Genomic DNA, 19,873 nt, shown 5'->3' with positions numbered 1-19,873 from the left:
ATTTATGTTATAAGGTGATATAGGATGTGCATATACGTAATACACTGTAAATATTATTAAAAGGAGGTATTGTTTGTGAATTTTGTAAAGTATGAGCAAGATGAAATGATAGGTATCATTACCATCAATAGGTCGGAAGCTTTGAATGCTCTAAATTCTTCCGTATTGGATGAAATAGGTGATTGTTTTGATAATATTGACATAAATGCTATTAGGGCAGTTGTATTGACAGGAGAAGGAATCAAGTCTTTTGTAGCGGGTGCTGATATTGGAGAGATGAGTAAGCTAAGTAAAACTGAAGGAGAAGCTTTTGGGAAAAAGGGAAATGATATATTTAGGAAAATTGAGACATTCCCAATACCTGTTATTGCAGCTATAAACGGATATGCACTTGGTGGTGGATGTGAACTTGCAATGAGCTGTGATATAAGAATCTGTTCAGATAATGCAGTATTTGGACAACCTGAAACAGGACTTGGCATTACACCGGGATTTGGGGGGACTCAAAGACTTGCTCGTTTAGTTGGACCCGGAATGGCAAAGCAGTTGATTTATACAGCAAAGAATATAAAAGCGGATGAGGCATTAAGAATAGGTCTTGTAAATGCCATATACACACAAGAAGAGCTTTTGGAAACAGCAAAGAAGATGGCAAAGGGTATTGCGAAAAATGCACCTATAGCTGTCAGGGCATGTAAAAAAGCTATAAATGATGGACTTGATGTTAAAATGGATGATGCTATAGTTATTGAAGAGAAACTATTTGGAAGTTGCTTTGAGACACATGATCAGATAGAAGGTATGAGTTCTTTCCTTGAGAAGAGAAAAGAAAAGAACTTTATTAATTCATAGAGTTTCAGGAGTGATAATAGTTGTAAAAGATCATTTTACATTTGTTTATATATAAAGGTGAAAGAAAACTAAGAAAGGATAATGCAAACAAAGACTTTCACTATTTAAGTTTGCACTTGGATTTATTCAAGTAGGGTATTATTCATGGATTTTACTTTAGACAAGAAACATGAGATGGCAAGAACCCTCTTTAGGGAGTTTGCCGAAAAGGAAGTAAAACCTCTTGCAATAGAGGTAGATGAAACAGAAATATTCCCAAGAGAGACCGTAAATAAGATGGCAAAGTACGGTTTTCTTGGAATTCCTGTAGCAAAGGAGTTTGGCGGTCAGGGAGCCGATTCTCTGGCATATGTTATGTGTGTAGAGGAAATCGCAAAAGTATGTGCTACAACGGCTGTTATTGTTTCTGCACATACATCACTTTGTGCCGACCCGATTGCTATGTACGGTACACCGGCTCAAAAGGAGAAATATCTGATTCCGCTTGCAAAGGGTGAGAAACTCGGAGCTTTTGCACTTACAGAGCCTAATGCCGGTACAGATGCACAGGGAGCGGTTACAACGGCAACGCTTGATAATGATGAGTATGTACTTAACGGTTCAAAAATTTTCATTACAAACGGTAAAGAAGCCGATATTTATGTTGTAATCGCATGTACAGAGGTCAAAGTGGATGCTAAGGGCAGAAAGAAGAAAATTTTCTCGGCATTCCTTGTAGAAAAGGGTACACCGGGATTTAATTTCGGAACAAAGGAAAAGAAGATGGGTATCAGAGGCTCTTCTACATATGAGCTTATCTTTAATGATTGCAGAGTTCCAAAGGAAAATATGCTCGGACCTGCCGGCAAGGGATTCGGTATTGCAATGCATACTTTGGACGGCGGTCGTATAGGTATTGCCGCACAGGCACTTGGTATTGCAGAGGGTGCACTTGAGAGAACTATTGCCTATGTAAAAGAGAGAAAGCAGTTTGGAAGAACTATCAGTGCATTCCAAAATACACAGTTTGAGCTGGCAAATATGGCAACCAAAGTAAAGGCGGCACAGATGCTTGTATACAGAGCGGCAATGGCTAAGGCGACACAGAAGACATATTCGGAGGAAGCGGCAATGGCTAAGTTGTTTGCAGCAGAGGTGGCTATGGAAGTAACTACCAAGGCGGTTCAGCTGCATGGCGGATATGGTTATACAAGAGAATACGAGATCGAAAGAATGATGCGTGATGCCAAGATTACAGAAGTATATGAAGGTACAAGTGAAGTACAGAGAATGGTAATCGCCGGTGCATTGCTTAATTAATGTTGCTGTTATGAATGGAGGATGTCATGAAGATAGTTGTTTGTATTAAACAGGTGCCGGATACAAAGGGTGGCGTTGTTTTCAACCCTGACGGCACACTTAACAGAGGAGCTATGCTTACAATTATGAACCCTGATGATAAAGCGGGTCTTGAGGCGGCTCTCAGAATAAAAGATAAATATAATGCGGAAGTTACTGTAGTTACTATGGGACTTCCAAAGGCGGATGAGGTACTTAGAGAGGCACTTGCAATGGGAGCCGACAAAGCAATTCTTATAACTGACAGAGTGCTTGGCGGTGCGGATACATGGGCTACATCACAGACTATAGCGGGAGCATTAAGAAAGCTTGATTATGATCTTATAATCACAGGTCGTCAGGCTATTGACGGTGATACCGCACAGGTAGGACCGCAGATTTCCGAGCATCTTGGGATACCGGTTATAAGTTATGCACAAAAGATTGAAATTGAAGGCGACAGTGTAGTGGTAGAGCGTCAGTTTGATGACAGATATCATGTTTTGAAGGCAAAGATGCCTGTACTTATTACAGCTTTGTCGGAGTTAAATGAGCCGAGATATATGACTCCGGGTGGAATCTTTGATGCTTATGACAAGGAAGTGACTGTATTTTCAAGAGCCGATCTTGTAGGTGTGGATGACTCAAATATAGGTCTTAAGGGTTCACCGACACAGATTGCAAAGGCATCCGATAAGGTAAGAAAAGGTGCCGGAGAGCAGGTAAACTTAAGTGCATCAGAGTCTGTTGACTACATTTTAGGCAAATTAAAAGAAACACATATCATCTAAAAAGGAGTCGTTTATGAGACAAAATACAGAAGAATACAGGGGAGTGTTTACATTTGCCCAGCAGGTAGACGGCAAATTAAGCGGTATTTCCCTTGAACTTATAGGAAAAGGTAAGGATTTGGCTGCCGACCTTAATACGGAGGTGACAGCAGTACTTTTAGGATCCGATATAAAGGGATTGGTAGATGAGCTTGCCGAGTATGGTGCAGACAGAGTAATTGTAGTTGATGATCCCAAACTTAAGGAGTATCGTACAGAGCCATATACACAGGCACTTGCAGCGGTTATAAATGAGTATAAACCTGAGGTATTTATTATCGGTGCTACAGCTATAGGCAGAGATTTGGGTCCGAGAGTATCGGCAAGAGTAGGAACAGGACTTACAGCAGACTGTACACAGCTTGATATAGGTGACTATCCGCTTGTGGCGATTGCAGGCAGAGAGCAAAAGCATAATCAGCTTCTTATGACAAGACCTGCATTTGGCGGAAATACTATAGCAACTATTGCCTGTCCTGAGAACAGGCCGCAGATGGCTACAGTCCGTCCGGGTGTTATGCAAAAGAAGGAAAGAGTTGCAGGAGCAAAGGCCGAGGTTATTGACTTTGATGCCAAGCTTGAAGAGAATGACAAGTATGTTGAGATCCTTAAAATCGTAAAGAACACTAAGACTACAGAAGATATAATGGCCGCAAAGATTTTGGTATCGGGCGGTAGAGGTGTAGGAAGCGCCGAGAACTTTAAGATACTTAAGGAACTTGCAGATGCACTTTGCGGAACTGTAAGCTGTTCAAGAGCTGTAGTGGATGCCGGTTGGATGCCTAAGGATATTCAGGTAGGACAGACAGGCAAGACGGTTCGTCCGCATCTATACTTTGCAATAGGTATTTCAGGTGCAATACAGCATCTTGCAGGTATGGAAGAGAGTGATATCATCATTGCTATTAATAAGGATGAGAATGCACCTATCTTTACTGTTGCAGATTATGGTATCGTAGGAGATTTAAATAAGATAGTTCCTGCACTTACAGAGAAGATTAAGGCTGAACTTGCTAGGGAAAACTGAAACTTTTAAAGAACTGTAACTTTCTTATATAAATAAAATATTAGAGCTATTATGGATTTGGGTTAGTGAAAAATTCATAATAGCTTTTTTAATAGGTGGAAGTGTTATATATTGACATATAAAAATATTCGTTGTATTATATTCAATGTTGAATATGGAGGTGGATTTGTGATACGTTTATTGGTGCTTTGTCTGCTGGATAACGAACCTATGTCAGGTTATGATATAAAGCAGATGTTACAAACAATGGATGCAAAAAGATGGGGAGGAGTGCTTATAGGCTCTATTTATTATGCTTTAAAAAAGCTTGAAAAGAACGAATATATCTGTGTAACGGACAGGGAACAGGCACAATACAGACCAAGAGTAACTTATAGTATTACTCAAAAAGGGAAAAAATATTTGAGAACATTAATTTATGATTCGTTGACGGAGTTTTCTCTTTCCTATCCGTCATCTTTATATGCCGGAATATCATTATGTGATAAGCTGACATCCGGTGAGGTTTATACCGCCTTGGAAAGTCAACTTAAAAGGCTTGATATTGAATATGAATCTGTTATGAAAGGCTGGAAAGAAAAGTGTGAAGCAATGAATAATGATGTTGCGCCTATGGTAAAGTTGGTTTTTGATAATATGTTTGCAATGATTAGGCAACAGCAGGATTTTATAAAAAAAGTATTAGAATGTTTGGAAACATGATATGGAGGTATACATTTGAAAAGTAGACAGGAACTGGAGCAATTATTATTTTCAATAAACGGTCAGGGATATGGTGCATATAAATCTATAAAGGGAGAGTACAACTTCGGGAAATATATTCTTTCCATTGACCATGTACAAGTTGACCCGTATGCACCGCCGTCAAAAGTGCGGATTATTATGAACAGGAAAGTAACAGGTATTCCTGATGAATTACTTGATTCAAAAAGTAAAATTATTGCCGTTTCGGATTTTTTAACAAGGGAGTTTTATAAAAAAGCTGAAATTTACAGTAAGAAAATAAATGCTACAGGTGGTAGCGGTATGATTGTAATTGACAGATGCGGACAGGAGATGCTGGAGAGAACCTCCGTTTTGATTAAGGATAACAGAGTTGAGGTAAGATTTGAGATAGGGCTTCCGGCAGCCGGCAGACGCGTTTTAGGAAAAGAAGCCAATCGGATTTTTTCACAAACTCTTGTAAAAATTGTGGATGCGGCATTATTGTATGAAAATATTGATCATAATGAATTGAAAAATCAGATTTCTTTAATGATCGACCAAGAGTATATAAGGGAAGAATTAAAGCGAAGGAATTTGGTTGCATTTGTTGCCAACGGATCTGTTTTGCCACGTGAGAGCGGTGTTTCAGATAAGCCTTTGCGTGACGGTATTCCTTTTAAGAGTCCAAAAAGTTTTGAAACGGATATAGATCTTCCAAGCGGAAAGCATATATCCGGGATGGGAATTGAAAAGGGCATTACATTGATTGTAGGTGGAGGCTACCATGGTAAGTCAACACTGCTGAAAGCACTTGAACGTGGAGTATATAATCATATTTCAGGTGACGGGCGTGAAATGGTGATTACATGTTTTGATGCGGTCAAGATTCGTGCAGAGGATGGAAGAAATGTTGAAAAAGTAAATATAAGTGCTTTTATAAATAATCTGCCGGGAAATAAGGATACACATTTATTTTCTACGGAAAATGCCAGCGGAAGCACATCACAGGCGGCAAATGTAATGGAAGCTTTAGAATCCGGAACTTCACTTATCTTGATTGACGAAGATACTTCCGCCACCAATTTTATGATATGTGACGGTCGTATGCAAAAGCTGATTGCAAGAGAAAAAGAGCCTATAACACCTTTTATTGATAAAGTAAAACCTTTATATAAAGATTTGGGAGTTTCCACCATACTCATAGTGGGAGGTTGCGGAGATTACTTTGATGTTGCCGACAGAGTTATAATGATGGATGAGTATATTCCAAAGGATGTCACCGACAGAGCAAAGGAGATAGCGTCTACCGACGGATATAAAAGAGAATTTTTATCAGATAATGTTTTTGGTAAAGTAACACATCGTGTTCCTTTAAAAACAGGATTCTCTCTGTCAGGTAAAGAAGATCGCCTGAAAGCCAAAGGAAAATATACTATTTTGTATGGATGGAACAATATAGATATTTCAGGGCTGGAGCAGCTTGTTGATGAAAGTCAGACAAATTGTATCGCCGTTATGATCGGGTTTTTAAAGAATAAAGTGATTGATGAAAAGAAGACAATTGAACAGTCACTGGATCAGATGTACAGACATATTGAAAAGTCCGGATTGGATTGTATATCACCATATACAGGTCATCCCGGTAATCTTGCAATGCCAAGAAAACAGGAAGTTTTTGCGGCTATCAGCAGATATAGAGGGTTGGTTGTAAAAGGATAAACACCAACTTATATTTATTCTTAATTATCTGACCGGTAAAAAACTCACCGTCAAACCGGTACAAAAACCGCTTGCAAATATCCTGCCGTTATGCTAATATTGTCAGGTAGTAAGCCGGTGTGGCGGAATGGCAGACGCGACAGACTCAAAATCTGTTATTCGAAAGGGTGTGCGAGTTCGAGTCTCGCCACCGGCATTTAGCTGTATGATTTTCATACAGCTTTTTTATGTGGAAAAGTATTTTCTTTTATGCTAGAATACATCAAAGAATTTTTGTAATTTTTTATAAAGGTGGTAATATGGACTATAGTAAAGAAGCATTAAAATTGCATGAAAAAAACGGCGGTAAAATCGCTGTTGCAAGTAAGATAAAGATAAATAACAGAGATGATTTGAGTACTGCATATACTCCGGGAGTTGCAGCGCCTTGTAAAGAGATAGCAAGTAATCCTGAAAATGTGTGGAAGTATACGGCAAAGAAAAATCTGGTAGCGGTGGTATCGGACGGTACGGCGGTGCTGGGGCTTGGAGATATCGGACCGAAGGCTGCAATGCCTGTAATGGAGGGTAAGGCAATACTTTTTAAAGAGTTCGGAGATGTGGACGCCTTTCCTATATGCCTTGATACTAAGGATACTGAGGAGATTATAAAGACTGTAAGGAATATCGCACCATGCTTTGGAGGTATCAATTTGGAAGATATAGCCTCACCGAAATGCTTTGAAATAGAAGAGAGACTTGAAAAAGAACTTGAGATACCTGTATTTCATGACGATCAACATGGTACTGCAATAGTGGTTACAGCGGCACTTATCAATGCACTTAAGCTTGTAAATAAGAAGATGGATGATATAAAGGTGGTACTTAACGGACCGGGAAGTGCAGGTACGGCTATTATTAAGATGCTTTTGGAGTCTGGTGTCAAGGATATAACGGCCTGTGATGAGTTCGGTATACTGTATAAAACCAGACCGCAGGGTATAAAAGATCATAAGGAGTGGCTGTGTACGGTTACAAACCTTAACGATATGAGAGGAAACTTATCAGATGCTCTTGTAGGTGCGGATGTGTTTATAGGAGTTTCTGTAGCAAATATCCTTACAAAAGATATGATAAAGACGATGGCAAAGGATCCTATAGTCTTTGCTATGGCAAATCCGAATCCTGAGATCTCATATGACGATGCTATGGAAGCCGGTGTGGCTGTAATGGGTACGGGAAGAAGTGACAGACCGAATCAAATCAACAATGTGCTTGCCTTCCCGGGAATATTCAGAGGTGCTCTGGATGCAGGTGCAAGAGATATAAATTACGATATGAAAAAGGCTGCGGCCAAGGCTATCGCGGAGTATATAAAGCCTGAAGATTTGAATGCGGAAAATATTATACCTTCCGCACTTGATAAGAATGTGGCAAAATCTGTAGCGGATGCTGTAGCTAAGGCGGCTAAAGAGAGCGGATGTGTTAGGAAGTGATTATGACAGATATAAAAGATATATTTTTGTTCTCATATAGGGAACTTAAGAAGGTTAGAACTATTACAACAGTAGCTATGTTTGTGGCGTTGTCGATTATTTTGGGGGCTTTTACAGTCCCTATCGGCAATTTTTTAAAGATCGGTTTCTCATCTTTGATTACTGTAAGCGTGGGATACTTGTTCGGACCTATTGTGGGTTCGGTTTTTGGAGCTGTGACAGATGTTGTAAAGTATGCTATTAAGCCTACAGGACCTTTTTTTCCGGGATTTACTTTAAATGCGATTATTGCCGGATTTATTTACGGAAGTGTATTATATAAGAAGCAAGTGAGTATAAAGAGGATTTTTATTGCAGAGTTTTTTGTAAGTCTGCTTTGTAATATCTTACTTGGTACACTTTGGCTGAATGTTCTATATGGTAAGGCTTTTCTTGCTATTTTGCCTATGAGAGCGTTGAAGAATATAATTCTTTTGCCTATAAACAGTTTTATGGCATTTGCTATACTCAAGTTTTTGGAGCAGTACAAACAAATAATAAAACAAAAAAGTGCTTGCATTTACTTTTCATCTGTGATATCCTGGAACAGCTGTGACATTGATAGCTAAGAAGCATAGGTTGCCGTTTAACGGGTTTTATGTGGAGCGAAGGTCATGTTGCAAAAACTGGCGACAAGTCACTGTACAAACAGCATCTCATATTGAGTATTTCGTGTGGTTAAGATTTACGACACGCACGGAAGAGTGTACAGTCACCGCTTGTCAATTTCTTTTATAAAGATTGAAAAGGAGGCGGCTTTTTTTATGGCAAATCAGGTAATGAGAATCACATTAAAAGCTTATGATCATCAATTGGTTGACAGCTGTGCTGCAAGAATTGTTGATACTGTAAAGAAGACAGGAGCAGCTGTTTCAGGACCTGTTCCACTACCAACAAAGAAGGAAGTGGTAACTATCCTTAGAGCTGTACATAAGTACAAAGACTCTCGTGAGCAGTTCGAGCAGAGAACTCACAAGAGACTGATTGATGTCATTGCACCATCACAGAAGACTGTTGATGCACTTTCCAGATTGGAAATGCCTGCAGGTGTGAATATTGACATCAAAATGAAGAGTAGATAATCCGCTATAAGCGTTAATCCTGCTCTAGGATGAGCACATAGTGCTCCGCTGTAGAATAAACCAGGAGGTATAATAATGAAGAAAGCAATACTTGCTAGAAAAGTAGGTATGACACAGATTTTCGATGAGAACGGCGTGTTGATACCTGTAACAGTTCTTCTTGCAGGACCATGTGTAGTTACACAGGTTAAGACAGAGGAGAATGACGGATACAATTCAGTTCAGGTTGCATATGGACAGATCCGTACAAAGTTGGTTAATAAGGCTAAGGCAGGTCATCTTGTTAAGGCAGGAATTGAGAAGACTGTAGTTGAGAACGGTGATAAGAAGAGAGAGGTTTTTGCTGCCGGAAGATTTATCAGAGAGTTCAAGTTCGAGAATGCATCCGAGTATGCTCCAAAGGCTGAGATCAAAGTAGATATCTTCACTGCAGGAGATAAGGTTGATGCAAGCGCTATCTCAAAGGGTAAGGGCTTCCAGGGTGCTATCAAGCGTCACGGACAGTCAAGAGGACCTATGAGTCACGGTTCAAAGTTCCACCGCCATCAGGGTTCAAACGGTTCATCTTCAGATCCGAGCCATGTATTCAAGGGCAAAGGAATGCCGGGACATATGGGTGCAAAGAAGGTGACAACACAGAATCTTGAAATAGTAAGAGTTGACGCCGATAAGAATCTTATCCTTGTAAAGGGTTCAATGCCGGGTTCAAAGAAGGCTCTAATAACATTAAAAGAGACTGTTAAGAAGAAATAACTAACAGAAAGGAGGAACACAAATGGCTAATATATCAGTATTTAATATTGAAGGAAAAGAAGTAGGTAGTATAGAATTAAATGATGCTGTGTTCGGAGTTAATGTTAACGAGCATTTAGTTCATATGGCAGTTGTTGCACAGTTGGCAAACAAGCGTCAGGGAACACAAAAGGCAAAGACCCGTTCCGAAGTTAGCGGTGGCGGTAGAAAGCCTTGGAAGCAAAAAGGTACAGGACATGCACGTCAGGGTTCAACAAGATCACCTCAGTGGAAAGGCGGCGGTGTTGTATTTGCACCTACTCCAAGAGATTATACAATCAATCTCAATAAGAAAGAGAAAAGAATCGCTCTTAAGAGTGCTCTTACAAGCAGAGTTCTTGAGAACAAGTTCATCGTAGTTGATGACTTTGCAATGAGCGAGATTAAGACAAAGAAGATGCAGCAGACTTTGAACAACTTGAATGTTAAGAAGGCGCTTGTTGTATGTGCTGAGAATGAGAAGAACACTGTACTTTCTGTTAGAAATATATATGGTGTTAAGGCTGCTTCACCTAAGACTATCAATGTATATGATATCTTAAAGTACAATACAGTGGTAGCTTCAAAGGACGCTGTTAAGACTATAGAGGAGGTATATGCGTAATGGCAAACATACAATACTATGATGTAATACTTAAGCCGGTTATTACAGAGAAGAGCATGCTCGGCATGACTGATAAAAAGTATACTTTCCTTGTACATCCTGAGTCAAACAAGACAATGATCAAAGAAGCTGTTGAGAAGATGTTTGACGGCGTTAAGGTTTCAAGAGTAAATACTATGAACCAGGACGGAAAGTCAAAGAGAAGAGGAATGACAACAGGTAAGACAGCAAAGGTTAAAAAGGCTATTGTATGGCTTACAGAGGACAGTAAGGATATAGAGTTATTCCAGGGATTATAAGCAACAAATGTTGCTTTTTCTCAGATAATATCTGAGTAATATTATACGGCATCCTGCCGTGATAAAGTGCATAGCACAAGAAGGAGATAAAATGGGAATAAAGAAGTATAGTCCGTATACACCGTCAAGAAGAAACATGACAGGTTTGGACTTTAGTGTAATTACAAAAAGCACTCCTGAGAAGTCATTGTTGGCACCTATTAAGAAGAACTCAGGAAGAAACAATCAAGGTAAAATAACAGTAAGACATCGTGGTGGCGGTGCAAAGAGAAAATACAGAATTATCGACTTTAAGAGAAATTCAAAAGACGGAGTTCCTGCAAAGGTTGTTGCAATAGAGTATGATCCTAACAGAACAGCAAATATTGCACTTATCTCATATGTAGACGGCGCAAAGGCTTATATCCTTGCCCCTGAGGGACTTCAGGTTGGAGCTACAATCGTAAGCGGTTCAGGTGCTGAGGCAAGAATCGGAAACTGTTTACCACTTGCAGAGATTCCTGTAGGTGCACAGATTCACAACATCGAGCTTTATCCCGGAAAGGGCGGACAGCTTGTTCGTTCAGCAGGAAATGTTGCACAGCTTATGGCTAAGGAAGGAAAGTATGCAACTCTTCGTCTTCCTTCAGGCGAGATGAGAATGGTTCCAATCATTTGCAGAGCTACTATCGGTATAGTAGGAAACGGTGAGCATTCACTTGTTAAGCTTGGTAAGGCAGGAAGAAAGCGTCACATGGGTATCAGACCTACAGTTCGTGGTTCTGTCATGAACCCTAATGACCATCCACACGGTGGTGGTGAAGGTAAAACCGGAATCGGTCGTCCGGGTCCATCTACTCCTTGGGGTAAACCGGCTCTTGGTCTTAAGACTAGAAACAAGAAGAAACAGTCTAATAAGCTAATCATCAGAAGAAGAGATGGTAAGGCCGCTACTAAATAAAGGAGGAAAGATAAATGTCACGTTCACTTAAAAAAGGACCATTTGCAGATGCAAGTTTATTAAAGAAAGTTGACGCAATGAACAAAGCCGGCGACAAGAGTGTCATCAAGACATGGTCACGCCGTTCTACAATCTTCCCACAGATGGTAGGTCATACTATTGCTGTTCACGATGGAAGAAAGCATGTTCCGGTATATGTTACCGAGGATATGGTAGGACACAAGCTTGGTGAGTTCGTTGCTACAAGAACTTACAGAGGACATAAAGCTGACGATAAGAAAGCTTCAAGATAAGAGAGGGTTGAAAGGAGGTTTTTTAAATGGCAAAAGGACATAGATCCCAGATTAAAAGAGAAAGAAATGCAGTTAAGGACACCAGACCATCAGCTAAGCTCTCGTATGCCAGAGTACCTGTTCAGAAGGCATGTTTCGTGCTGGATGCTATCAGAGGTAAGAATGTTGGTGAGGCTTTGGGTATTCTTATGTATAGCCCAAGATATGCGTCAAGTGTTATCAAGAAATTGGTAGAGTCGGCAGTTGCTAATGCCGAGAACAACAACAATTTAGATCCGTCTAAGTTATATATTGCAGAGTGTTACGCAAGTGACGGCCCTATAATGAAGAGAGTTAAGCCTAGAGCACAGGGTAGAGCTTATCGTATTGAAAAGAGAATGAGCCATATCACAGTGGTCTTAGATGAAAGATAGGAGGAGACGCGAAAATGGGACAGAAAGTTAATCCACATGGACTTAGAGTCGGTGTTATAAAAGACTGGAGCTCCAGATGGTACGCTGATAAGGATTTCGCTGATTGTTTAGTGGAAGACTACAATATCAGAAAGTTCTTAAAGAAGAAACTTTATTCAGCAAGCGTATCTGATATTGAAATAGAGCGTGCTTCAGACAGAGTTAGAATAATACTTCATACTGCAAGACCGGGTGTTGTTATCGGTAAGCAGGGTGCTGAAGTTGAGAAATTAAAGAAGGAAGTATCAAAGTTTACAGATAAGAAAGTATTCATTGATATTAAAGAAATCAAGAGACCTGACAGAGATGCACAGCTTGTAGCTGAGAATATCGCTGCACAGCTTGAGAACCGTATTTCATTCCGTAGAGCAATGAAGTCAACAATGTCAAGAAGTATGAAGGCAGGAGTTCTTGGTATTAAGGCAAGCTGCTCAGGACGTCTTGGCGGTGCGGATATGGCTCGTACAGAGTTCTATTCAGAGGGTACTATCCCGCTTCAGACATTGAGAGCCGACATCCAGTACGGTTTTGCAGAGGCAAACACAACATACGGTAAAGTCGGTGTTAAGGTTTGGATTTATACAGGTGAGGTGCTTCCTCAAAAGAAAACACAGGAAGGGAGCGTAAAATAATATGTTAATGCCTAAGAGAGTAAAGCGTAGAAAACAGTTCAGAGGTTCTATGGCAGGTAAGGCCCTAAGAGGCAATAAGATCACTTACGGTGAGTATGGTTTAGTATCCCTTGATCCTTGTTGGATAAAGTCAAACCAGATAGAGGCTGCCAGAGTTGCTATGACTCGTTATATCAAGCGTGGCGGTAAAGTTTGGATAAAGATTTTCCCTGATAAGCCTGTTACAGCAAAACCTGCTGAGACTCGAATGGGTTCAGGTAAGGGTGCTACAGAGTATTGGGTAGCTGTTGTAAAGCCGGGTCGTGTATTATTCGAGATCGCAGGCGTACCTGAAGAGATTGCCAGAGAGGCACTTCGTCTTGCAATGCATAAGCTTCCTTGCAGATGTAAGATAGTTTCAAAGGCTGATTTGGAAGGCGGTGAAGCAAGTGAAAACTAAGAATTATGTAAACGAATTAAAGTCAAAAAGCTTAGAACAGTTAAATGAGGAATTGGTTTTGGCAAAGAAGGAACTTTTCAACCTTAGATTCCAAAATGCAACCAGCCAGTTGGATAACACTTCAAGAATTAAGGAAGTTCGTAGAAACATTGCCAGAATTCAGACAGTTATCACTGAGAATGCAAAATTGGCATAAAGATAAAGGAGATAAACCGTGGAGAGAAATCTTAGAAAAACCCGTATCGGCAAGGTTGTTAGCGATAAGATGGATAAGACAATCACTGTTGCAATCGAAGACCATGTAAAGCATCCACTTTATGGCAAGATTGTAAAGAAGACTGTTAAGTTCAAGGCACATGATGAGAAGAATGAATGTAACATTGGCGATACTGTAAAGATTATGGAGACAAGACCTCTTTCAAAGGATAAGAGATGGAGACTTGTACAGATAATTGAGAAGGCAAAATAATTAGGTAGGAAGGAGTATCCGGCATGATTCAGCAGGAAACAAGATTGAAGGTAGCCGATAACACCGGAGCAAAGGAATTGCTTACAATTCGTGTTATGGGTGGTTCAACTAGAAGATATGCTCATATCGGCGATATAATCGTCGCTACCGTTAAAGATGCAACACCCGGCGGTGTTGTTAAGAAAGGTGATGTTGTTAAGGCTGTTGTAGTAAGATCAGTCAATAGCACACGCCGTAAAGACGGTTCATACATCAAATTCGATGAAAACGCAGCAGTTATAATCAAGGATGACAAGACTCCAAGAGGTACTCGTATCTTTGGACCGGTTGCAAGAGAACTTCGTGAGAAGCAGTTCATGAAGATTGTATCTCTCGCACCTGAAGTATTATAAGGAGGTCTAGCGTGCATAAAATCAAAAGAGATGATATGGTTAAAATCATATCTGGAAAAGATAAAGGCAAGACAGGTAAAGTATTAAAGGTTGATACTAAGAAGAACAGAGTAATAGTTGAAGGCTGTAATATGATTACAAAGCATACAAAGCCAAGTATGGCTAACCAGAACGGCGGTATCGTAAATACAGAGGGAACTATTGATATATCAAATGTAATGTTGGTTGTTGACGGTCAGGCTACAAGAGTCGGTTTTGAAGTAAAAGACGGCAAGAAGGTTCGTGTAGCTAAGAAGACCGGTAAGGCTATCGACTAATTGGAAAGGAGGAAAACATGGCAAGATTAAAGGAAATGTATGACAACGAAATCGTCAAGAAAATGACTGAGAAGTTTGGATATAAGAATCCTATGCAGGTACCGAAGCTTGATAAGATCGTTATCAATATGGCTGTCGGTGAGGCAAAAGACAATGCAAAAGTGTTAGATGCTGCAGTTAGAGATCTTGAAATTATCTCCGGACAGAAGGCGGTAGTTACAAAGGCTAAGAAATCAGTTGCTAACTTTAAACTTAGAGAGGGTATGCCTATAGGTTGTAAGGTAACTCTTCGCGGTTCAAAGATGTATGAGTTTGCTGACAGACTTATAAATCTTGCTCTTCCTAGAGTGCGTGACTTTAGAGGTGTAAATCCTAATGCATTTGACGGTAGAGGAAATTATGCTCTTGGAGTTAAGGAACAGCTTATCTTCCCTGAGATAGAGTATGATAAGATTGACAAGGTTCGCGGTATGGACGTTATTTTCGTTACTACTGCAAACACAGATGAAGAAGCTAGAGAACTTTTGACATTATTCAATATGCCATTTTTCAAATAATTTAGGAGGAAGATTTCATGGCAAAGACTTCAATGAAGATCAAGCAGGCTAGACCGGCAAAATTCTCTACAAGAGAATACAGCAGATGCAGAATCTGCGGTCGTCCACATGCTTATCTTAAAAAGTATGGTATCTGTAGAATTTGCTTCCGTGAATTGGCTTATAAGGGTCAAATTCCTGGAGTTAAGAAAGCCAGCTGGTAGGCACCACACACTTAGCGAACGCAAGCGAAGCGAGGTGTGAGCTTAGTCGAGTGGACGCCACCCGGCAGATATGCGTTTGCCGATGTTGAGTGGACGTATTTATCAAAAGGCTTAATCAAAGCAAAAAAGTAGTAATCAGATACATTTAAAATAAACAGGAGGAAAAAATTCCATGACAATGAGCGATCCAATTGCAGATATGCTTACCAGAATCAGAAATGCAAATACTGCAAAACATGACTCAGTTGATATTCCTTCCTCAAAGATGAAAATAGCAATAGCTAACATACTTGTAGAAGAAGGTTATGTAGAGAAGTACGAACTTGTTGACAATGGTAACTTCAAGGATATCAGAATATTCCTTAAGTATACAGCTAACAAGAGCGAGAGAATAATAAGTGGATTGAAGAGAATTTCAAAGCCGGGCTTACGTATATACGCAAGCAGAGAAGAGCTTCCAAGAGTTCTTGGCGGTCTTGGAACAGCTATTATTTCAACAAATAACGGCGTTATCACAGACAAAGAAGCAAGAAAGCTTAATGTAGGCGGAGAAGGATTAGCTTTCGTTTGCTGGGCATTGAACACTTAACGAACGTGAGCAAAGCGAAGCGTGAGTTTAGTGTGAAAGCCCGTCCCGATGCATTTCAACCTTAGTGAGCATAGCCTTGCTATGCGAACTTAGTTTGAAAGTACACCTAATACGAGCAAAGCGAGTATTATGGTGTTCCACTGCAAAGCGAAGTTTGAGCGCTAGTGGAGTCGAACCCACCGGCAGATATATGTTTGCCGATGTCGAGTGGACGCCGCCCGGCACATATATGTATGCAAATGTCGAGTGGACAAAACAAATATAAATTAAGTTTCAACTCTAATAGCATTAGTCATAAAGAAATATTTCTTTAATGGCTGCTATTAGGTGATATAAACCTGAAAACCTGAGCGAAAAGCTCACGACAAATTTAAGGAGGAAGACGGCATGTCACGAATTGGAAGAATGCCTATCGCAATTCCGGCAGGAGTAACTGTTACAATTGCAGAAAATAATCATGTGACTGTAAAAGGTCCTAAGGGTACACTTGAGAGAGCATTACCTTTAGAGATGACCATTAAGCAGGAAGGTGATGATATCGTAGTAAGCAGACCTAACGACTTAAAGAAAAACAAGTCATTACACGGTCTTACAAGAACCCTTATACATAACATGGTAGTCGGTGTAACCGAAGGCTATGAGAAGGTGCTTGAGGTAAACGGTGTTGGTTACAGAGCGGCAAAGCAGGGAAATAAGCTTGTGCTTTCACTCGGATATTCACATCCGGTAGAGATGGTGGATCCTGAGGGTATCACATCAGTTCTTGACGGACAGAACATCATCAAAGTACAGGGTATCGACAAGGAAAAAGTCGGACAGTACGCTGCAGAGATCAGAAGCAAAAGAAAGCCTGAGCCATACAAGGGCAAAGGTATTAAGTACTCTACTGAAGTTATCAGACGTAAAGTCGGTAAGACCGGTAAGAAATAATAGGAGGGTAATTAAATGGTTAGCAAAAAATCAAAGAGCGATCTTAGAATCAAAAAGCATTCCAGATTGCGTAATCGTCTCAGCGGAACTACTGAGAGACCACGTCTTGCTGTATTTAGAAGCAACAACCATATGTACGCTCAGATTATTGACGACACAGTGGGAAATACAGTAGTAAGTGCATCAACACTTGAGAAGAGTGTAAGAGAAGAGCTTTCAAAGACAAATGATGTAGACGCTGCAGCATATGTCGGAACTCTTGTTGCAAAGAGAGCCCTTGAGAAGGGTATAGACAAAGTTGTGTTTGATAGAGGAGGATTCATCTATCAGGGTAAGATTGCCGCACTTGCAGAAGCTGCACGTGAAGCAGGATTACAATTCTAATAGGAGGAGAAACATACATGAAGAGACAAATCATCGATCCAAGCAAATTGGAGTTAAATGACAGAGTCGTAAATATCAAGCGTGTATCCAAAACCGTAAAAGGTGGACGTACAATGAAGTTTTCTGCTCTTGTTGTTGTAGGTGACGGTAATGGCCATGTCGGTATCGGTCTTGGAAAGGCAGGAGAGGTACCTGAGGCTATCCGTAAAGGTAAAGAGGCTGCAACTAAGGCATTAGTTGAAGTTAGAATAGATGAGAATTCAAGTGTTCCACATGATTACACAGGAAAGTTCGGAAGTGCAAGCGTACTTTTGAAGAGAGCACCTGAAGGTACAGGTATTATCGCAGGTGGTCCTGCACGTGCGGTATTGGAGCTTGCAGGATATAAGAATATCCGTTCAAAGTCTTTAGGTTCAAATAACAAGACAAATGTATGTCTTGCTACACTTGCAGGTTTGGCAGCACTTAAGACACCTGAAGAGATTGCAAAGCTTCGTGGTAAGTCAGTTGAAGAAATACTAGCATAATAGGAGGAAAATATGGCAAAGTTAAAAATTACATTGGTTAAGTCTCCTATCGGTGCTATCCCAAAGCAGAGAGCAACTGTAGAAGCACTTGGTTTGAGAAAGTTAAACAAGACAGTTGAAATGCCTGACAATGATGCTGTAAGAGGTATGATTTGGCATGTAAGACATCTTGTAAAAGTTGAAGAAGTCTAAAGAAGGAGGTGTAGTGATGGATTTATCTAATTTACAGCCTTCATTAGGCTCAAAGCACAGCGATAATTTCAGACGTGGCCGTGGACACGGTTCAGGTAACGGTAAGACTGCCGGTAAGGGTCACAAGGGTCAGAAAGCGCGTTCAGGACCTACAAGACCGGGATTTGAAGGCGGTCAGATGCCTTTATACAGACGTATCCCTAAGAGAGGATTTACAAATCGTAACTCTAAGGATATCGTAGCTGTTAACGTTTCAGTTCTTGATCGTCTTGAGGACGGCGTTGAGGTTACTCCTGATACATTATTGGCTGTCGGAATTATAAGACATACAAGAGACGGAGTTAAGCTTTTAGGCAACGGTTCAGTAACAAAGAAATTTACTGTTAAGTACATTGCTGTTAGTGAAAGTGCAAAAGCTAAGATTGAAGCTGCAGGCGGAACTTGTGAGGTGATCTAATGCTCACAACACTCCTAAATGCATTTAAAGTAAAGGATGTACGAAAGAAGCTTCTGTACACATTTATAATGCTGGTAATTATTCGCTTCGGCAGTAATTTACCTATACCGGGTGTGAATACAACTTATTTCAAAGATTTCTTTGAAAAACAAGCCGGAGATGCGTTCGGATTTTTCAACGCCATCACCGGTGGATCATTTGAAAGTTTGAGTGTGCTGGCACTTAGCATCACTCCTTATATTACTAGTTCTATCATAATACAGCTTTTGACCATTGCAATTCCGGCACTTGAGGAATTACAACAGGATGGTGAAGACGGAAGAAAAAAGATAGTTGAATATACAAGATATTTGACTGTCGCACTAGCCCTATTACAGTCTTCAGCCATGGCGATCGGATTCGGTAGACAAGGACTTTTAATACATTTTGGAATAAAGAGTGTAGTTGTAGCTATAGTTACAATGACGGCAGGTAGTGCATTTTTGATGTGGATTGGAGAAAGAATTACAGAGAACGGAGTAGGAAACGGTATTTCAATAGTACTTCTTCTGAATATTCTTGCTTCATTACCATCTGACTTTAACAATCTTTATGTGAGATTTTTAAAGGGACAGACAGTAGCTAAGATGGTGGTTGCCGCAGCTATTATAATAGCCTTTATAGTAGCGATGGTTGTATTTACCATTGTATTGCAGGATGCTGAAAGAAGAATTCCTGTACAGTATTCATCCAAAACGCAGGGTAGAAGAAGTGTAGGCGGAACATCATCAAATATTCCGCTTAAAGTAAATACTGCAGGTGTTATTCCTGTGATTTTCGCTTCTTCAATATTCTCTACACCTATAGTTATTGGCCAATTCTTGCAAGTTAATAACGGTTCAATAATAGGTGAGATATTAACATATATGAATTCATCAATGTGGTTTAAGCCTGAAGCTCCGAAGTATTCAATCGGACTTATAGTTTATATCATTTTGATTATCTTATTTGCTTATTTTTATACATCAATTACTTTTAACCCGCTTGAGGTTGCTAATAATATGAAGAAGTCGGGCGGTTTTATACCGGGAATCAGACCGGGTAAGCCTACCAGCGACTATTTCTCAAAGATATTAAGTTATATAATCATTATAGGTGCTGCAGGACTTATAATAGTATGTGTCATCCCTATAATAATTTCAGGATTGTTCAATATCAGTAGACTTTCGTTTACCGGAACATCTCTGATAATTATTGTCGGTGTAGTCCTTGAGACATTAAAAGCAATTGAATCATTAATGCTTGTAAGAAATTACAGAGGATTCTTATTAGACTAATCATCTTACGAAAAACCACTGGAGGTATATTCTTCAGGGGTTT

At 40.0% G+C, this 19,873-nt stretch carries 30 protein-coding genes and 1 tRNA gene; all 31 read left to right on the top strand.

Annotation, left to right across the window (positions count from 1 at the left end; translation table 11 throughout):
* Nucleotides 1-75: 75 nt before the first annotated feature.
* The 31 genes from ACO6FI_RS00345 (at nucleotide 76) to secY (ending at nucleotide 19,830) form a co-directional block, all read left to right on the top strand.
* On the top strand, nucleotides 76-852 hold the full coding sequence (locus tag ACO6FI_RS00345; protein ID WP_485455601.1) for an enoyl-CoA hydratase-related protein: 777 nt from the start codon (nucleotides 76-78) through the stop codon (nucleotides 850-852).
* A 144-nt stretch (nucleotides 853-996) separates the two neighbouring features.
* Nucleotides 997-2,151, top strand: coding sequence for an acyl-CoA dehydrogenase (locus ACO6FI_RS00340; protein ID WP_485455600.1), 1,155 nt, complete (start codon nucleotides 997-999; stop codon nucleotides 2,149-2,151).
* A gap of 26 nt (nucleotides 2,152-2,177) precedes the next feature.
* A complete protein-coding gene (locus ACO6FI_RS00335) occupies nucleotides 2,178-2,960 on the top strand; it encodes an electron transfer flavoprotein subunit beta/FixA family protein (protein WP_485455599.1) in 783 nt (260 codons plus the stop codon).
* A gap of 13 nt (nucleotides 2,961-2,973) precedes the next feature.
* A complete protein-coding gene (locus tag ACO6FI_RS00330; protein WP_485455598.1) occupies nucleotides 2,974-4,026 on the top strand; it encodes an electron transfer flavoprotein subunit alpha/FixB family protein in 1,053 nt (350 codons plus the stop codon).
* Between the two features lie 168 nt (nucleotides 4,027-4,194).
* Nucleotides 4,195-4,728 carry a PadR family transcriptional regulator gene (locus ACO6FI_RS00325; RefSeq protein ID WP_485455597.1) on the top strand — a complete coding sequence of 178 codons (534 nt, stop codon included), beginning with the start codon at nucleotides 4,195-4,197 and terminating at the stop codon, nucleotides 4,726-4,728.
* Between the two features lie 15 nt (nucleotides 4,729-4,743).
* Nucleotides 4,744-6,450, top strand: a complete 1,707-nt coding sequence (locus tag ACO6FI_RS00320; protein WP_485455596.1) for an ABC-ATPase domain-containing protein — start codon at nucleotides 4,744-4,746, stop codon at nucleotides 6,448-6,450.
* A 113-nt stretch (nucleotides 6,451-6,563) separates the two neighbouring features.
* Nucleotides 6,564-6,646 (top strand) — tRNA-Leu (locus ACO6FI_RS00315).
* Nucleotides 6,647-6,749: 103 nt separating this feature from the next.
* A complete protein-coding gene (locus ACO6FI_RS00310) occupies nucleotides 6,750-7,925 on the top strand; it encodes an NAD(P)-dependent malic enzyme (protein WP_485455595.1) in 1,176 nt (391 codons plus the stop codon).
* A 2-nt stretch (nucleotides 7,926-7,927) separates the two neighbouring features.
* Nucleotides 7,928-8,533, top strand: coding sequence for a folate family ECF transporter S component (locus tag ACO6FI_RS00305; protein ID WP_485455594.1), 606 nt, complete (start codon nucleotides 7,928-7,930; stop codon nucleotides 8,531-8,533).
* A 195-nt stretch (nucleotides 8,534-8,728) separates the two neighbouring features.
* Nucleotides 8,729-9,046, top strand: a complete 318-nt coding sequence (rpsJ, locus tag ACO6FI_RS00300; RefSeq protein WP_007593367.1) for a 30S ribosomal protein S10 — start codon at nucleotides 8,729-8,731, stop codon at nucleotides 9,044-9,046.
* 75 nt (nucleotides 9,047-9,121) lie between these two features.
* The gene (rplC, locus tag ACO6FI_RS00295; RefSeq protein WP_485455593.1) at nucleotides 9,122-9,799 is read left to right on the top strand and encodes a 50S ribosomal protein L3; all 678 of its coding nucleotides are present in this window, start codon (nucleotides 9,122-9,124) and stop codon (nucleotides 9,797-9,799) included.
* A 22-nt stretch (nucleotides 9,800-9,821) separates the two neighbouring features.
* Nucleotides 9,822-10,442, top strand: coding sequence for a 50S ribosomal protein L4 (gene rplD, locus ACO6FI_RS00290; RefSeq protein ID WP_007593364.1), 621 nt, complete (start codon nucleotides 9,822-9,824; stop codon nucleotides 10,440-10,442).
* Nucleotides 10,442-10,741 carry a 50S ribosomal protein L23 gene (rplW, locus tag ACO6FI_RS00285; protein WP_060930101.1) on the top strand — a complete coding sequence of 100 codons (300 nt, stop codon included), beginning with the start codon at nucleotides 10,442-10,444 and terminating at the stop codon, nucleotides 10,739-10,741. Before rplD ends, rplW begins: the two co-directional genes overlap by 1 nt.
* Nucleotides 10,742-10,832: 91 nt before the next feature.
* The gene (rplB, locus tag ACO6FI_RS00280; RefSeq protein WP_040457988.1) at nucleotides 10,833-11,681 is read left to right on the top strand and encodes a 50S ribosomal protein L2; all 849 of its coding nucleotides are present in this window, start codon (nucleotides 10,833-10,835) and stop codon (nucleotides 11,679-11,681) included.
* Between the two features lie 14 nt (nucleotides 11,682-11,695).
* A complete protein-coding gene (gene rpsS, locus ACO6FI_RS00275; protein ID WP_009445657.1) occupies nucleotides 11,696-11,974 on the top strand; it encodes a 30S ribosomal protein S19 in 279 nt (92 codons plus the stop codon).
* 26 nt (nucleotides 11,975-12,000) lie between these two features.
* Nucleotides 12,001-12,387: a 50S ribosomal protein L22 gene (gene rplV, locus ACO6FI_RS00270; protein WP_485455592.1), complete on the top strand. Its 387-nt coding sequence runs from the start codon at nucleotides 12,001-12,003 to the stop codon at nucleotides 12,385-12,387.
* Between the two features lie 14 nt (nucleotides 12,388-12,401).
* On the top strand, nucleotides 12,402-13,058 hold the full coding sequence (gene rpsC, locus ACO6FI_RS00265) for a 30S ribosomal protein S3 (RefSeq protein ID WP_485455591.1): 657 nt from the start codon (nucleotides 12,402-12,404) through the stop codon (nucleotides 13,056-13,058).
* A 1-nt stretch (nucleotide 13,059) separates the two neighbouring features.
* The gene (gene rplP / locus ACO6FI_RS00260) at nucleotides 13,060-13,497 is read left to right on the top strand and encodes a 50S ribosomal protein L16 (protein WP_009445660.1); all 438 of its coding nucleotides are present in this window, start codon (nucleotides 13,060-13,062) and stop codon (nucleotides 13,495-13,497) included.
* Entirely contained in the window at nucleotides 13,487-13,693 is a 207-nt protein-coding gene (rpmC, locus tag ACO6FI_RS00255; RefSeq protein WP_008753880.1) for a 50S ribosomal protein L29, read from the top strand. The genes rplP and rpmC overlap by 11 nt, the downstream gene beginning before the upstream one ends.
* 18 nt (nucleotides 13,694-13,711) lie before the next feature.
* Nucleotides 13,712-13,966 carry a 30S ribosomal protein S17 gene (gene rpsQ, locus ACO6FI_RS00250; protein WP_007593341.1) on the top strand — a complete coding sequence of 85 codons (255 nt, stop codon included), beginning with the start codon at nucleotides 13,712-13,714 and terminating at the stop codon, nucleotides 13,964-13,966.
* Nucleotides 13,967-13,989: 23 nt separating this feature from the next.
* Entirely contained in the window at nucleotides 13,990-14,358 is a 369-nt protein-coding gene (gene rplN / locus ACO6FI_RS00245; protein WP_008752092.1) for a 50S ribosomal protein L14, read from the top strand.
* Between the two features lie 11 nt (nucleotides 14,359-14,369).
* A complete protein-coding gene (gene rplX, locus ACO6FI_RS00240) occupies nucleotides 14,370-14,675 on the top strand; it encodes a 50S ribosomal protein L24 (RefSeq protein ID WP_060930099.1) in 306 nt (101 codons plus the stop codon).
* Nucleotides 14,676-14,692: 17 nt separating this feature from the next.
* Nucleotides 14,693-15,232 (top strand): 50S ribosomal protein L5, encoded by a 540-nt coding sequence (gene rplE, locus ACO6FI_RS00235; RefSeq protein WP_060930098.1) that lies wholly within the window; start codon nucleotides 14,693-14,695, stop codon nucleotides 15,230-15,232.
* 17 nt (nucleotides 15,233-15,249) lie between these two features.
* Nucleotides 15,250-15,435: a type Z 30S ribosomal protein S14 gene (locus tag ACO6FI_RS00230; RefSeq protein ID WP_008752089.1), complete on the top strand. Its 186-nt coding sequence runs from the start codon at nucleotides 15,250-15,252 to the stop codon at nucleotides 15,433-15,435.
* A gap of 172 nt (nucleotides 15,436-15,607) precedes the next feature.
* Entirely contained in the window at nucleotides 15,608-16,024 is a 417-nt protein-coding gene (rpsH, locus tag ACO6FI_RS00225; protein WP_485455590.1) for a 30S ribosomal protein S8, read from the top strand.
* Nucleotides 16,025-16,411: 387 nt separating this feature from the next.
* Complete coding sequence (gene rplF, locus ACO6FI_RS00220) at nucleotides 16,412-16,954, top strand: 50S ribosomal protein L6 (protein WP_040457989.1); 543 nt, start codon at nucleotides 16,412-16,414, stop codon at nucleotides 16,952-16,954.
* A 15-nt stretch (nucleotides 16,955-16,969) separates the two neighbouring features.
* Nucleotides 16,970-17,338 (top strand): 50S ribosomal protein L18, encoded by a 369-nt coding sequence (gene rplR / locus ACO6FI_RS00215; protein ID WP_009445666.1) that lies wholly within the window; start codon nucleotides 16,970-16,972, stop codon nucleotides 17,336-17,338.
* Between the two features lie 17 nt (nucleotides 17,339-17,355).
* Nucleotides 17,356-17,865 carry a 30S ribosomal protein S5 gene (rpsE, locus tag ACO6FI_RS00210; RefSeq protein WP_485455589.1) on the top strand — a complete coding sequence of 170 codons (510 nt, stop codon included), beginning with the start codon at nucleotides 17,356-17,358 and terminating at the stop codon, nucleotides 17,863-17,865.
* A 12-nt stretch (nucleotides 17,866-17,877) separates the two neighbouring features.
* Nucleotides 17,878-18,057, top strand: coding sequence for a 50S ribosomal protein L30 (gene rpmD, locus ACO6FI_RS00205; RefSeq protein WP_007593325.1), 180 nt, complete (start codon nucleotides 17,878-17,880; stop codon nucleotides 18,055-18,057).
* 16 nt (nucleotides 18,058-18,073) lie between these two features.
* Complete coding sequence (rplO, locus tag ACO6FI_RS00200) at nucleotides 18,074-18,514, top strand: 50S ribosomal protein L15 (protein WP_485455588.1); 441 nt, start codon at nucleotides 18,074-18,076, stop codon at nucleotides 18,512-18,514.
* A complete protein-coding gene (secY, locus tag ACO6FI_RS00195; protein ID WP_485455587.1) occupies nucleotides 18,514-19,830 on the top strand; it encodes a preprotein translocase subunit SecY in 1,317 nt (438 codons plus the stop codon). Before rplO ends, secY begins: the two co-directional genes overlap by 1 nt.
* Nucleotides 19,831-19,873 lie beyond the last annotated feature (43 nt).

It is taken from the genome of Lachnoanaerobaculum sp. (assembly GCF_057250505.1).
The sequence above is the reverse complement of the archived record's forward strand: the minus strand, read 5'-3'. Positions and strand labels throughout refer to the sequence as shown.